The sequence below is a fragment of the Flavobacterium amylolyticum genome (genome assembly GCF_048284335.1).
Classification (GTDB): domain Bacteria; phylum Bacteroidota; class Bacteroidia; order Flavobacteriales; family Flavobacteriaceae; genus Flavobacterium.
Genome location: NZ_JBLVPG010000001.1, coordinates 552,448 through 568,454, shown reverse-complemented (window position 1 = coordinate 568,454; position 16,007 = coordinate 552,448). Strand labels below are relative to the sequence as shown.

General features: G+C 33.4%; 6 protein-coding genes. 5 read left to right on the top strand and 1 reads right to left on the bottom strand.

The features are described 5' to 3' along the window. Positions 1-35: 35 nt before the first annotated feature. A complete protein-coding gene (locus ACNQF9_RS02495) occupies positions 36-1,631 on the bottom strand; it encodes a glycoside hydrolase family 32 protein (RefSeq protein ID WP_417958683.1) in 1,596 nt (531 codons plus the stop codon). Positions 1,632-1,827: 196 nt separating this feature from the next. On the opposite strand from ACNQF9_RS02495, the gene ACNQF9_RS02490 reads away from it, so the two are divergent. The 5 genes from ACNQF9_RS02490 to ACNQF9_RS02470 all read left to right on the top strand — a co-directional run bounded on the left by ACNQF9_RS02490 (position 1,828) and on the right by ACNQF9_RS02470 (position 15,999). Next, entirely contained in the window at positions 1,828-3,834 is a 2,007-nt protein-coding gene (locus ACNQF9_RS02490; protein ID WP_417989581.1) for a glycosyl hydrolase family 95 catalytic domain-containing protein, read from the top strand. Positions 3,835-4,720: 886 nt separating this feature from the next. Beyond that, a complete protein-coding gene (locus ACNQF9_RS02485; protein WP_417958681.1) occupies positions 4,721-7,714 on the top strand; it encodes a SusC/RagA family TonB-linked outer membrane protein in 2,994 nt (997 codons plus the stop codon). A gap of 12 nt (positions 7,715-7,726) precedes the next feature. Then, entirely contained in the window at positions 7,727-9,271 is a 1,545-nt protein-coding gene (locus ACNQF9_RS02480; protein WP_417989580.1) for a RagB/SusD family nutrient uptake outer membrane protein, read from the top strand. Positions 9,272-9,413: 142 nt separating this feature from the next. Further along, positions 9,414-12,746 carry a VCBS repeat-containing protein gene (locus ACNQF9_RS02475; protein ID WP_417989579.1) on the top strand — a complete coding sequence of 1,111 codons (3,333 nt, stop codon included), beginning with the start codon at positions 9,414-9,416 and terminating at the stop codon, positions 12,744-12,746. Then, positions 12,739-15,999 carry a VCBS repeat-containing protein gene (locus ACNQF9_RS02470; protein ID WP_417989578.1) on the top strand — a complete coding sequence of 1,087 codons (3,261 nt, stop codon included), beginning with the start codon at positions 12,739-12,741 and terminating at the stop codon, positions 15,997-15,999. Before ACNQF9_RS02475 ends, ACNQF9_RS02470 begins: the two co-directional genes overlap by 8 nt. Positions 16,000-16,007 lie beyond the last annotated feature (8 nt).

Genomic DNA, 16,007 nt, shown 5'->3' with positions numbered 1-16,007 from the left:
TTATTTTTGGTTAGTTTTTAAAATGGGAAATAGGATTAATCTCTCCAAATTCCTTTTATTTTGCTTATTCTAAAATTTGTAAGATCTTGTTTCGAATCGGATTGAATCTTTAAATGCGTGTAGGGCTTTTTAGGAAAAATTTGTTCGGTGAAGCTATACTGTCCTCCGTTCAGAAAAATTTCAATAGATGACCAATCCAAAATAATTTGGTAATCCATAGTTTCCGAGTTACTATTTGACAATGCCGTTTTATGAATTTCTTTCCCAAAATTTTTTTCAAAATTTACTATTCCCGAATGGCGTCTGTCAATAGAAAATATGTTTGTTATGGAGTCATAATCCAGTACTAAGGAATCCTTGAGATCGTTGAAAAAAACTAGTTTTAAATTACTTGTAGTAGCTTTAAATTGTATTTCAGATTGATTGAGTGAGTTGTAATTAAAAGTAATTTTTTGATTGGCTTCAATAGCAATTAAATCTTTGGAATATGCTGCGACTACTTGTTTTTTAAATTGTTTTATAGGCGTATTTCTTAGTACGTAATGTTTATTTATTTTCGAAAGAGAAAGTTCTCTGGGTAATGTCATGGCGCTTCTCCAGTTTTTTGTTGGGGTGTTCCTGGCATACATCCAGTTACTCATCCAGCCTATAAAAATTCGCTCCGCATTAGGCATATTGTTATAGGTAACGCCAGCGTAATTATCAGTTCCGTAATCAATCCATTTAATCTCTTTTTGAGACGTTTTGAAACTTTTCCCATCAAAATCCCCAACAAAATATTGTGTTCCGGAACCGCCATTGGGTGCGCCTGGATTAATACTTATTAATAAAACCCACTTTTCCTCATTGGAATCGGTAACTTTTAATTTAAAAATATCGGGACATTCCCAAACGCCGCCATGAGCACCGATGTTTTTGCCAAAATCACTTTCAAATTTCCAGTTAATTAAATTTGTTGAAGTAAAAAATTGGGCATGATCCCCTGCGACTAAAACCAGATTCCAAAGATTAGTTTCGGGATTCCAAAACACTTTAGGATCTCTAAAATCTTTTGTGTCAATATTTCCAATGATTGGATTTCCGGTGTATTTTAACCAAGTTTCTCCAGCATCCAAACTATATGCTAATCCTTGAGTTTGGTAATTTTTTTTTCCAGTTTTTTCACTTTCCATATCGTGATAAGTAAAAATAGCAATCATTGGCGGATTCTCTTTTGTCCCCAGACCCGAAGTGTTGTGTAGATCTACAATGGCACTTCCTGAAAATATCATCCCTAATTTATCGGGGTACAAGGCAATTTTTTTATTGGTCCAATGTATGAGATCAGTGCTTGTGGCATGTCCCCAATGCATAGGTCCCCATACAATATCATTTGGAAAATATTGGTAAAACAAATGATAGACTCCTTTGTAAAAAACCATTCCATTAGGATCATTCATCCATTTTTTTTCAGGAGAGAAATGAAATTGCGGGCGAAAAGGTTCTTTGTATTTTTTTGAGGGATCAGGTACTATTTTTTCAGAGGTGTTGATAGTGATGTGTTTATGCTCTTCCTCTTTTTTGCAAGAAAACACCATTAACACAGTTCCTAGAAAAAGAAAAGTCAGTACTATTTTGTTTGTGAACTTCATTTAAAAAAGAGTTTATTATTATAGTATCTTCATAAAAATAGAATACTATTTTGTAATTTTTACACTTCCAAGTATCAAAAACGTTTTCGATAAGCCGAAAACGTTTTCGATTTCTATTCGGGCTACAATATGGAACTATTTAATATTTTAACAAATAAATTATATATGTTTGAAAATATTTTAAAAAAATACAATTATGATTTCAACATTTAAAAGTTTGTTTTTCATGCTTTTGGTAGGTCCAATTGTTATGGGTCAAGCCAAATCAGATGAATGGCATTTATTCGCAAATTCTAGAGAAAATTATTTTGGTGTAGCTATGGCAAATGGTCAAATAGGGATTGTTACGGATGATACCCCTCTTAAGACTAAAGAAATTATTTTGAATGGAGTTTATGACGGAAGTCCTGAAAATGGAATCAGTAGAATTGTTCGGGGTATAGAATTTTTAAACCTGCATTTGAATATTAACAATCAGGAAATCAAATCCGATAATATTGATAATTGGAGCCAAGTAGTCTCGATGAAAGAGGGGACAAGCACGACCTCATTTTCATTTAAGGATTTAGCTACCATCAATTACACGATTTTGGCGAATAGAGCTGTGCCTTTTTCAGCAATGGCAATTGTAGAAATTACTCCTACTAAAGACATAGAAATTATAGCTAATAATTACATGTCAGTTCCGGATGAATTGAAAGAGGCTAAAAGTCAGTATCGTGTTTTAAAAGACAATCAGTATTTAATGCCCGTCTTTGGAACAACGGCTAAAACATTGACTGGAAAATATACAGTAGCTGCTTCAACAACTTTTCTTTTTGATGGGGAAAGTGAAACTTTAAAACAAAGTGGTCAAGAAGTTGGTTTTACTAAAAAGTTGCTAAAAGGTAAAAAATATCGATTTGCTATAGCAGGAGGAATTTGTACTTCAAAAGATGTTACGGATCCTTTAAACGAATCCGAACGACAACCCATTTACGCATTACAGGAAGGAATCGATAAATTATTGAGCCGACATAAACAAGCTTGGGCTGAATTATGGAAAACGGGGGACATTCAAATAGAAGGCGAACTCGATGCACAACAGCGCGTGCGTTTTGCTTTATATAATTTATACTCGTACATCCGTTCTGATACCAGACAGAGTATTGCACCAATGGGCTTGTCTTCGCAAGGATATAACGGACATATTTTTTGGGATACGGAACTTTGGATGTATCCGACACTTTTAGCGTTGCAACCCGATATGGCAAAGTCGTGTTTGGATTACCGTTCTGACCGCTTGCAAAAAGCAAAACAAAAAGCATTTATTTATGGCTACAAGGGAGCAATGTATCCTTGGGAATCAGATGATACAGGCGAAGAAGCCACGCCTACCTGGGCATTAACAGGTATTTTTGAACAACACATAACGGCTGATGTTTCGATAGCTTTTTGGAATTATTACGCGTATACTCAGGATAAATCTTGGTTAAGAAAAGAATGGGCTGTGTTGAAAGAAACGGCTGATTTCTGGATAAGTCGCGTAGTGAAAAATCAAGATGGGAGTTATTCAATTTTAAATGTAGTTGGAGCTGATGAGTATGCACAACATATAGATGACAATGCTTTTACTAATGCTTCAGCAATTGAATCCTTGAAAAACACAATTAAAGCAGCAACAATCTTGAACGAACCAATCAATCCCAACTGGAAAGAGGTTTCAGAAAAATTAGTAATTCATACCCTGAACGGTATAACTCAAAATTATAAAGGGTATCAAGGGCAAATTATTAAACAAGCGGATGTTAACTTATTAGCGTATCCTTTACATGTGATCACCGAAAAGGAGCAAATTAAAAGAGATTTAGAATACTATGCCGAAAAAATTGATAAAAAAGATGGTCCAGCCATGGCTTCGGGAGTTTTGTCAGTACTGTATGCTAGATTGGGTGATAGCGATAAAGCCTATAGTTATTTTGTTAAATCCTACTTACCAAACAGTCGTCCTCCTTTTGGCGTATTTTCAGAATCGTCGAATAGTAATAATCCCTATTTTGCTACAGGTGCTGGTGCAATGCTTCAAGCTGTAATTTATGGTTTTGGCGGTGTGGAACAAACCGATTTGGGGTTAAAATATAACAAAGGACTATTGCCAAAACAATGGAAGTCGCTGAAAATTATTGGACTTGGAACGGATAATAAAACGATACTAATAAAGTAATAGCTTAATTTTTTTGCCCCGAATATAAATGACAATTTATTTCTAAATATTTTTATTTGTATTCGGGGCTTTTTATTTCACTTTTAGCCTGATTCAGGATCCTATGCTTCTTTAATAATCATCTGGATTACTTTATCTGGAATTTTTTGCCCAAAAACAGTTGTAAATATTAGTTAGGAATCTCTTAACTCCATTTTTATATTTTATGTTTTTTTAATACAATAAAAACAAGAACTCTTTCCACTACTTGCGTCAAGCTTTTTTAGAATGTAATTTAAGTGTTTTGTCATTTCGACACAATATTGGGATGACTTTCAAACATTATATCATTTATTCTTTCCCCAAAAGACAAATTAAATACCATTAGTAATAATAAAAAATAATTGTATTAAATCATTATATAAATTATAAGTTATTTTCTCCAAATTTTTATTTTAAGAAGTGTTAAATTTTCTTAATTGCACGTTATGTTAACGCAATAGTATTACGTTTAAAAGATTGATAAAAAATAACTTGAAATGTATTGATTGCTATTTCAATGGGTGAGGTCTGGATTGTTGATTTTTAGTAAAAAGCTTTATTACGATGAATAATTCGCAATCTTATATTACAATAAGCTTTTTTATTGATTAATATGCAATTGATTTTGTGGTTTAAAAGCTGTGAAACCATAAGAATGTGATATTTATTCCATTTTTTTTGTGTTTAATATAATTTTACTATTAATTTTTTAAAGTATTAATTTTAAAATCGAAAACGTTTTCGACGCAACGAAAACGTTATAGTTTGTTAATATCTTAATATTATCATAAAATTATAATTATGTTTGATGTTAATATTTAAACAAACCATTTAAACAAATTATTAACCAACTTATTTATTACGTATGAAAAATAGTCTAATTAAAGGCTTAATGGTGTTTCTAACGATGCTTTGTACAAGTTTGACATATTCGCAAGATGTGTCCGGTACAGTATCTGATGCTAGTGGTCCGCTTCCAGGGGCTTCTATCATAGTAAAAGGAACAACAAATGGAGCGCAAACTGATTTCGATGGAAAATTTACTATCAAGAATGTTGGCTCAAACGCAGTTTTAGTTTTTAGTTACATTGGTCTTAAATCTCAAGAGATAAATGTGGCTGGAAAAAGTACAATTAATGTAGAATTAAAAGAAGATTCGGCTGAATTGAAAGAGGTAGTTGTTATTGGTTACGGTTCTGTAAGAAAGAAAGATGCAACTGGGGCTGTAGATCAAATTGGCGCAAAAGATTTTGATAATGTGGCTTCACCATCACCTGCTCAATTATTAAGAGGTAAGGTTGCTGGTGTTCAGGTTACACAATCCAGTGGTGAGCCGGGTGCAGGAGTTTCGATCAGAGTGCGTGGTAATTCTTCCATCCGTTCTGGAAATGGGCCGTTAATCGTTATTGATGGTGTACCATTGGACGGAGGTAATGTTTCTGCTGGTGGTGCTGATTTATTAGGTTCTTCATCTGCAAGAAATCCATTAAATTTTGTGAATCAAAATGATATTGAAAGCATGACTGTATTGAAAGATGCATCTTCTACTGCTATCTATGGTTCTCGTGGAGCTAATGGAGTTATTGTAATTACTACTAAAAAAGGGAAGTCTAAAGAACCACAATTGGCTTATAGTACTTCTGTACAGTTCAGTAAGATCTCAGGTGATTTTGGTGTGATGAGTGCGGATGAATTTGTTGGAGCTGGTGGTGATGATAAACTTTCTAGATCTTACGATTGGAAAGATGCAGTTTTGCGTTCTGGTTTTACCATGAATCATGATTTGTCTTTTAGTAAAACAACTGAAAATTCTAATACTAGAGTTTCATTCGGTGCATCTAACACAGATGGTATTGTTAAAAATACAGGTTTAGATAAGTATAGTGCTTCATTATACAATGCTAATGATTTCTTTGGAGGAGCTGTAAAAGTAGAGTCAAGAATTATATATGCTTCTTTGAAAGATGAAGCGACTCTATTGTCAAACAATGCTGGTTTTATTGGTAATGTTGTTGGTACAGCTTTATATTGGAACCCAACGTTGCCTATTTATAATGCAAATGGTTCTTATAATGTAGTTAGTAATACCTATTTGAATCCAGTTCAACTATTGAATTCGTATAAAGATTTCACTAATACTAATAAATTATTAGGGAGTATCAACACAACTTGGAAAATCAATAGTAAATTGAAATACCAATTCTTATTTGGTATTGAAAGTTCAACTTCTAGCAGAAAAAGTCAATTGTTACCAACAATTGATATTCAAGGGGATCAATTTATAGCAACTGTTCCAGGGACAGGGATAAATGGAATACCTACAGAAGTTAAAAGAGGTAATGCTTCTATATCAAATCAAAATAAATTCAACAAAACATTTGAGCATACATTAAATTACAACAATGACTTTAGTGAGAATTTTAATTTGGATGCTTTAGTTGGATATTCTTATTATGATTATACGGCTGATGGTAATACATCAACTGGAAAAGGTTACAATGTTGAACAAACAAACTTGATTGACAATATTGAAGGAGGTTTGCAAAACGAATACAGGGTTAATTCATACAGAAATAGAGTAGAATTACAGTCGTATTTTGGAAGAATAAATGCTACATTGTATAAAAAATTAATCCTTACCGGTACTTTACGTGCGGACGGTTCTACTAAATTAGGGATTAATAACAAATATGATTATTTTCCTTCTGTAGGTGTTGCTTACAAAGTTGTTGAAGGTAAAGAAGGATTGGTAAATGATTTTAAAATTAGAGGAAATTACGGTATTACTGGAAATCAGGAATTTGCACCTAACTCTGCTATAGCAAGAGGAGCGTATGGATTGAACGGTACTTTAAATGTTGATAGTAATGCAAATGAAGATTTAAGATGGGAGACTACTAAATCATATGGTGTAGGTGCTGATTTTGAGTTTCTTAATAATAGATTGACAGGTTCGGTAGATTATTTTCAAAGAGATACTAAAGATTTAATTTTCCCAATACCTGCTGCATCAACTCAGCCAGGTCCACCCTCTCCACGTTTCAAAAACTTACCGGGTAACTTAATTAATAAAGGTGTTGAGGTTTCATTGAATTATAAAGTGATTGATACCGAAGATTTAACTTGGGACGTTTCTGGGAATGCATCATTTTTGAAAAATGAAATGACAAATTTCACTGGATTTTTATCAACAGGAGGATTAAATGGACAAGGATTGTCAGGAGCTTATGCGCAAGTAGTAACAAACAACAAACCAATTTATTCTTACTATTTGTATGAATGGAGAGGTTATGATGCAGGCGGTAATTCTATTTATGCTGATGCGGCTGGAAATGATACTGGTTTAGGTACTGCTGCTAAATCAATATTAGACAAGCAACCTTTACCAAAAATCAATGTTGGTTTTTCTACCAACTTAGCTTATAAAGGTTTTGATGCAAGTGCTTCTTTTTATGGTGCTTTTGGTCATTATATTTACAACAATACAACGAATGCGTATTTCTTTAAAGGTGCTTTTCTGGGTGGTAGAAACGTAACTCAAGAAGCTGCTACGTCTGCTCAGTCTCAAGGTGATCCTAATTCGCCTTCAACGAAATATTTAGAAAAGGGAGATTTCTTAAGAATGGGGAATTTAACTTTAGGATACACTTTCAAAGGATCTTCTTTGGAAAGATTCAAAATTAAATCCGCTCGTTTGTATGTGAATGGTAATAATTTATTTATTATTACAAATTATTCAGGATCTGATCCAGAGGTGGATACTGATAAAACTTTGAATGGGGTGCCTTCTGCGGGTATGGAATATTTATCCTATCCAAGAGAAAAAAGTGTAGCTGTTGGACTTAACGTAACATTTTAATTTAAAAGAACAATGAAAAGAATAAATATTATAAAAAGCATCTTATTCGCCGGTACAATTGTTTTTGGTGTAAGTTGTACGAATTTAGATGAGGAAGTACTAGACGGTGTAGTCATAGAGAGTGGGAAAGGTGGAACAGTTAATACTGCTTCATTATTGATTAGTGCTTATGAAGGATTAAGAGGTTTTCAAACTCAAGGACAAATGTTTGCTCTTGATGAGATGTCAACAGATGCTTTAGTCGGACCTACAAGAGGTGGTGACTGGGATGATAATGCTACTTGGAGACAAATTCACGTTCACACATGGGCACCAGACCATAATGAAGTTAGAAATGCCTGGAATGCTTTATTATCGCAAGTATACAATTGTAATTTGGTTATAGAAAATGGTAAACCTTCAGAAGTTTCTCAGGCTCGTTTTTTAAGAGCATTTTATTATTATAATGTAATTGATTTATTTGGTCAAGTACCCTACAGAGAAGTAGGTTCTTTATTGACTGATGATCCAAAAGTTTGGACAAGAGTTGAAGCTACAACATTTGTAATTGCTGAATTAGAAGCAGTGCTTTCGCAATTACCTGCAAGAACAGCAGGAGATGCAAGTATTGCAAATAAAGATGCTGCTAATTTCTTATTGGCTAAATTATATTTGAATAAAGGAGTTTTTACTGGCACTTCAGCTGCGGGTCCTTATACTTTTGCGGCTGCTGATATGAACAAAGTAATTGAGCATGTTAATGCTATTAATAGTAATTTAGCATCTAATTATTGGGATAATTTTAAACCAGATAATAATTCTTCGCCTGAAATTTTGTTTTCTTCTAAAAATATTAGAGGTGGTGCTGGTGGAGGAATTCAATACCATTGGAGAATGTCAATGCACTACAATCAAACTCCAGATGGATGGAATGGTTTTTCAACTGTAGCGGAATACTACAATAAATTTAATCCTAATGATGAGCGTATTAAATACAGTGGAGAAAATGTTATCGCTAATTTTGGTAACCCAGTTGGATTTCAAATTGGTCAAATGTACAAGCCAGGTGGGGTTCAAATTGTGCGTGATAGAATTAGAAACGCTTCTAATAACCAATTAGGTCAGCCGCTTATTTACACGGCTGCTGTAACCTTAATTACTGGTGGCGCTACTCTAGAGTCAGCAGGGATTAGAGCTCAAAAATACATTCCAGATGCTGCGAATGTAGGAACACCTGAAAATGATTTTGTATTCATGCGTTATTCAGATGCTTTGCTAATGAAAGCAGAAGCAATTCTTAGAGGTGGAACTGGAACTAATGATTTAGTAAAATTAACACAGTTAGTTACTAGAACTAAAGTTGCAGGAACTGTGCCGACCACTTTAGAGGCTATTTATACTGAAAGAGGAAAAGAATTATGGTTTGAAGGATGGAGAAGAAACGATATGATTCGTTTCGGTAAATTCTTGGCGGCAAGAGAATTGAAACCTTACGTCTCAGATGTAAGATATATATTATTCCCAATTCCAGCTGATGCCTTGTTTAATGCCAACTTGAAGCAAAACCCAGGGTACTAAAAATTGTTTACTATTAATTATTTTTGAGTTAGTCATAAAGAGGGTATTTATTACCCTCTTTATTTTATACCTATTTTTTTTCTTTTTTCTATCAATATTATATAAATTAGGCAATTCTTACCAACGCAATTACCTAACTAAAATGCTGCAATATAATATGTCCAATCGTTTTGTATTATTACCCTTTATTATTCTCTTTTTTTCCAATTGTTCCAAAGAAAATTTAGAAAATAAAAATGCCTTATTCTCTAAACTAGAAGCTTCCCAAACCGGAATTAATTTCATTAATGAAGTTAAGAATGGCGCGGATATGAATATCTTCAAGTACAGGAACTTTTATAATGGCGGTGGTGTCGCTATTGGGGATATTAATAATGACGGTCTTCCGGATGTATATTTTACTTCAAATCTAGGAGCTAACAAACTTTATTTAAATAAAGGAAATTTCAAATTCGAAGATATTTCCAAAAAAGCAGGTGTCGAAGGAAATAAATCATGGTCGACAGGCGTGGTTATGGTTGATCTTAATGGAGATGGATTACTGGATATATATGTTTGTAACGCTGGTAACAATATTAACTCGATACGAAAAAGCCAACTTTTTATTAATAACGGCAACTTGACATTTACAGATAAAGCCGAACAATACAATCTTGCAGATACTGGAATTACAACACATGCTGCATTTTTTGATTATGATAAAGATGGTGATTTAGACGTTTATATTTTAAACAACAGTTTTATTCCTGTAAGCAGCCTTAATTACTCCAATAAAAGGGATTTAAGGGATAAAGATTGGGATGTAGCCGAAATATTAAAAGGTGGAGGTGACAAATTAATGCGCAACGATAACGGGAAATTTGTAGATGTAAGTGAAGAATCCGGTATTTATGGAAGTTTAATCGGTTTTGGACTAGGGGTTACAGTAGGAGATGTAAACGGAGATTTATATCCTGATATTTACATTTCCAATGATTTTTATGAAAGAGATTATTTATATATAAATAATAAAAATGGCACTTTTACCGAACAAATCAAGGGATGGACATCGCACATTAGTCAATCTTCCATGGGGGCTGATATGGCCGATGTTAACAACGATGGGAAAGCAGATATTTTTGTTACGGACATGTTACCCGAGTCTGACGAACGTCTTAAAACAACCACTAATTTTGAAAACTATGATTTATTTACTCGAAAAATAAATATGGATTTCTATTATCAATACATGCAAAATACATTGCAAATTAATAATGGAAACAATCAATTTCTTGAAGTAGCAAATTATGCTGGTGTTGCAAAAACAGATTGGAGTTGGGGTGCTCTTTTATTTGACATGGATAATGACGGGTATAAAGATATTTATGTATGCAATGGGATTTATAATGATTTAACCAATCAGGATTTTGTAGATTTCTTTGCCAATGAATTTATGCAAAAAATGGTGGTTACGGGCAAGAAAGATGAAATTGAAACTATTATTAGTAAAATGCCAAGTACGCCAATACCTAATTATGCTTTTCACAACAATAAAAATATAACGTTTACTAATGAAGCTAAAAAGTGGGGACTGGACACTCCTAGTTTTTCTAATGGAGCTGCGTATGCAGATTTAGATAATGATGGAGATTTAGATCTAATTGTTAACAATGTTAACATAGAAGCATTTGTTTATCGAAATAATTCGGAGAAAAATAAGAATAATCATTATGTAAAGGTCAAACTAAAAGGAGAAAAACAAAATAAATTTGCAGTAGGGAGTGTTGTACAGCTTTATTCCGGTACTGAAATTCTCAGGCAAGAGTTGATTCCTTCCAGAGGTTTTCAGTCTTCGGTTGATTATGTAATGACTTTTGGAATAGGGACCAAAAAAATAGATTCACTACACGTGATTTGGCCGAATGATAAATTCCAATCGGTTAAAAAGATTACCAATAATTCAACAATACATTTAGATATTGCCAATGCTAAATTAAACTATACTCCTAATGTTGTTAAATTTAAACCCTTTTTTACGGAAAGTAAAAGTCAATTTATAACCCATAAAGAAAATGATTTTGTTGATTTTGATCATGAAGGTTTGATCTCAAAAATGCTTTCGCAAGAAGGACCTGCTCTGGCAGTAGGTGACCTGAATGGGGATGGTAATGAAGATGTTTTTGTAGGAGGTGCCAAAGGACAAGCGGGTAAAATATATTTGAATAATGGTAATGGAAAGTATGCTGTTACTATTCAAAAAGATTTAGAGGCGGATGCTACTTTTGAAGATACTGCAGCCAGTTTTTTTGATGCCGATAATGATGGTGATATGGATCTGTTAGTTGGATCCGGTGGCAACGAGAAAGCGAATCAGGCCAATTATAAAAATAGATTGTATTTGAATAATGGGAAAGGTGTTTTTATTAAAACCAAAACCAATATTCCAACTACAAACAACAACGTTTCTGTAATTGCCCCACATGACTTTGATAATGATGGTGATATAGATGTGTTCATCGGAAGCCGAAGCGTTCCGGGTGTTTATGGAATTGATCCGAAGCATTTATTGTTAGAAAATGACGGAAAAGGGAATTTTTCGAATGTTATTGATAAAAAAGGGTTCAAGATTAACTCGTTTGGAATGATTACCGATGCAATCTGGGAAGATATTGATAACGATTCTAAAAAAGATTTGATTTTAGTGGGCGATTGGACAGCACCAATGATTTTTAAAAATACAGGGCGTCGATTAGCAGAATACAAGTCAAATCTTACCGGATATAAAGGTTTTTGGAATACGGTAAGTTGTGTAGACTTAAATAATGACGGAAAAAAAGATTTGATTCTTGGCAATAGAGGAACCAATACGCCCTACAAACCAACCAATGGAAATCCATTGAAATTATTTACAAATGATTTTGATAATAATGGAACTATCGAGCAGATTGCCACGCGATCAATAAACGGTAAGGATCTACCAATCAATTTAAAACAAGAAGTAGCCCGGCAAATTCCATCCATTAAAAAGAAAAATTTGAGCTATGCGGATTATTCGAAGAAGACATTCCAGGAATTATTTTCTAAAGAAATAGTTAGCAATTCAATACAAAAAACGGTTACTCTTCAAGAAAGTATCATTGCAATAAATAAAGGCAACGGTAAGTTCGAAATAAAAATGCTTCCAAAAGAAGTTCAATTGTCCTCTGTCAATACAATTTGTACGATGGATGTAAATAACGATGGAATAATGGATTTGATCTTGGGAGGCAATCAATATGAGTTCAAGCCCCAGTTTTCCAGATTAGACGCTAATTATGGTAGTGTATTGCTAGGAAATAAAAAAGGCAGTTTTTCTTGGGTACCGTATAACCAATCTGGTTTCTTTATTAAAGGTGAGGTTAAGCAATTCAAAATGATAAAAGATAAAAATAAAAAGGTTTCAATTATAGCAGTTGTAAATGATAATGTTCCCAAAATATTTAGACGCAATGAATAATTTTTTTAGAATAGGACTGGCATCATTACTGTTTATTGGTTGTTCCAAAAAAGAAATGCAATTATTCGAAAAATTGTCTTCTGAGAAAAGTAATATTACGTTCAACAATCAGCTTGATCCGTCTAAGAATATCTCTATTTTAGATTATCTCTATTATTACAATGGAGGAGGGGTATCGCTGGGAGACATTAACAATGATGGCTTAGTAGATATTTATTTTACTTCAAATCAAGGAAAAAATAAATTATACTTAAACAAAGGGAATAATAAATTTGAAGACATTTCTGTAAAAGCAGGGGTGGAAAGCCAAAGCGATTGGAATACGGGAACGGTAATGGCCGATGTGAATGGAGATGGATATTTGGATATTTATGTTTGTGCTGTTGTAGGGATCAATGGTTTTGAAGGTCAAAATGAATTGTTCATAAATAATAAGGACAATACATTTACCGAAAGTGCTGCTGAATATGGATTAGATTTGGACAACTACAGTTCTTCAGCCGCTTTCTTTGATTATGATTTAGATGGGGATTTAGACATGTATTTATTGAATCATGCTGTTCACTCTGAATTGTCTTTTGGAAACGCTGATACCAGAAATAAAAGAAGTTACGAGTGCGGCGATAAATTATTTCGGAACGATAATGGAAAATTTGTAGACGTAAGTGAACAGGCAGGAATTTTTGGAGGTGCCAATGGGTACGGTTTAGGATTGGCAGTTTCCGATTTTAATTTGGATGGGTATCCGGATATTTACGTAGGGAATGATTTTCATGAAGATGATTATTATTATTTGAATAATGGAGATGGAACTTTTACTGAAAGCTTGAAACACTATTTTGGGCATACTAGCAGGTTCTCGATGGGTGTGGATGTGGCAGATGTTAATCATGATGGTTTTCCAGATATCCTTACTTTAGACATGCTTCCGGAAGATGAAAAAGTGTTAAAATCTTCGTTAGGGGATGATAATTCTCAAATGTTAAAAATGAGAACCGAAAAACTAGGTTATCATTACCAATACAGCAGGAATATGCTGCAGTTGAATCAAGGAGGTAATCATTTTACAGAGACTGCTTTATTAAGTGGGGTAGCAGCTACGGATTGGAGCTGGAGTGTTTTATTTGGCGATTATGATCAAGATGGCGAACAGGATATATTCGTTTCAAACGGAATTCCAAAACGGCCTAACGATTTGGATTATGTAAAATACTATTCAAATGATCAAATTAAAAGTAAAATTAATACTACAAAATTATTAGATAAAGAAGCTTTAAAGAGAATGCCAAAGGGAAATGTAACCAATTATGTTTTTCAGGGGGCGGCCGATTTGCAATTTAAAAACCGATCAAAGGATTGGATAGAAAATGATTCAATAATTTCTAACGGAAGCGGATATGCAGATATTGATAATGATGGTGATCTGGATGTTATTACCAATAATACAAATGCAGTTGCTTCCATTTATATAAATACCACTAATAAAAAGGCAAACTACTTAAAATTAAAATTGCGTTTTACAGGTAAAAACACATTCGGAATTGGAGCAAAAGTGATTTCTTATTCTAAAGGAAAAAAACAATTTAAGGAATTGCAAACTACCCGAGGATTTCAATCCTCATCAGAGCCAATACTTCATTTTGGATACGGTAGAACAAGCAAGATAGATTCTCTCGTAGTGATATGGCCGGATAAAACATTTCAGACTTTAAAAAATGTTAAGGTAAACCAAACCCTTACCATAAAGCCAAATCAGGACAGAAAGGTTTTTGATTATAGAAAATTACATCCAACGGTATTGCCCATTTTTAAAAAGGTAGAAACGGGATTTGGCATTGATTTTATACATCAAGAAAATGATTATATTGATTTCTTAGCTCAAAAATTAATTCCGTATCAACGTTCTGACCGCAGTCCGGCTACTGCAGTAGGGGATTTAAATGGAGATGGAAAAGACGATATTTTTTTTGGTGGTTCTAAGGATAAAAAAGCAGTAATTTATATTCAAAATTCAAATGGTTTTGCTAAAAAAAGAGTTGCTGAAATCGAACAGGATTCGGTTTTTGAAGATGCTTCCGCTGTAATAGGGGATTTTAATAATGACAAAGTAAATGATTTGTATGTTGCCTCGGGTGGTGGTGAAAATGCGTCTAATTTACAAAGCCGATTGTATGTAACTAAAGGCAATCAACTTATAAAAACCACTTTAACTAAGCTGGCCCAAAATGCATCAGTGGTGAAAGCATTTGATTATGATAAAGATGGGGATCTCGATATTTTTATAGGGAATAATTCAATAAACAATAGATTTGGGAGCATGCCGGATTGTTATATGTTAAACAATAACAAAGGGGTGTTCACAATAGTGGATAGTAACGTTTTTTCAAAAATAGGAATGGTTACAGATGCCGTTTTTACGGATTTTAACAACGACGGAAAAACAGATTTAATTGTGATAGGAGAATGGATGAAGCCTACTTTTTTTGCTAATAAAAACGGAAAATTCACTAATGTGACGGAAACCGTTTTTCCAGAAAAAAATAATGGATTGTGGCAATCAATAATTGCTTTTGATATCGATCATGATGGCGATATGGATTATTTAATAGGGAACTGGGGTAAGAATTCTAAATTTAAAGCATCACAAGAGTTTCCTATGAAAATGTATTATGATGATTTTGACAAAAATGAAACCTTTGAAACGATTGTCGCAATAGAAAAAAACGGCAAATATTACACTACATTAGGCCTCGACGAATTGGCTGAGCAATTTAGCGGCATGTTAAAAAAGAAATTCAATAGTTACAAATCATTTGCCGGAAAAACACTGGAAGAAGTATTTGATCCAAAAATGCTTGAAAAAGGGCAATTGTTTGAAGTGCATAATTTGAAATCCGGGTATATGAGAAATGACAACGGAAAATTTACTTTTGTGGCTTTTGCCAATAAAATGCAAGTGGCGCCAATTATGAGTTTTGTAAAGGCTAATTTTGATTCAGACTCAAAAGAAGAAGTTTTTGCAGCAGGAAATTATTTTGGTGTTTCTCCTTATCACAGTAGATTTGACGGGTTTTCTGGTGCTTTAATTAAAAGTGAAAAAACAATATTTTTAGGAAATCAAATTGGGATCAATTTAGCCCAAAAGGCAGTTAAACATTTGAATATTATTAATTTCAAAGGCAAAAAATATTTATTAGTTACTATAAATAATAACAAAGCGGAATTGTATGAAATGCCTTCAGTAAAGGAATAAGAGAGTAT

What these genes read in the sequence shown, in the direction of transcription:
- ACNQF9_RS02495 (WP_417958683.1), bottom strand. Translation starts at nt 1,631, where the DNA reads ATGAAGTTCACAAACAAAATAGTACTGACTTTTCTTTTTCTAGGAACT.
- ACNQF9_RS02490 (WP_417989581.1), top strand. Translation starts at nt 1,828, where the DNA reads ATGATTTCAACATTTAAAAGTTTGTTTTTCATGCTTTTGGTAGGTCCA.
- ACNQF9_RS02480 (WP_417989580.1), top strand. Translation starts at nt 7,727, where the DNA reads ATGAAAAGAATAAATATTATAAAAAGCATCTTATTCGCCGGTACAATT.
- ACNQF9_RS02470 (WP_417989578.1), top strand. Translation starts at nt 12,739, where the DNA reads ATGAATAATTTTTTTAGAATAGGACTGGCATCATTACTGTTTATTGGT.
- ACNQF9_RS02475 (WP_417989579.1), top strand. Translation starts at nt 9,414, where the DNA reads ATGCTGCAATATAATATGTCCAATCGTTTTGTATTATTACCCTTTATT.
- ACNQF9_RS02485 (WP_417958681.1), top strand. Translation starts at nt 4,721, where the DNA reads ATGAAAAATAGTCTAATTAAAGGCTTAATGGTGTTTCTAACGATGCTT.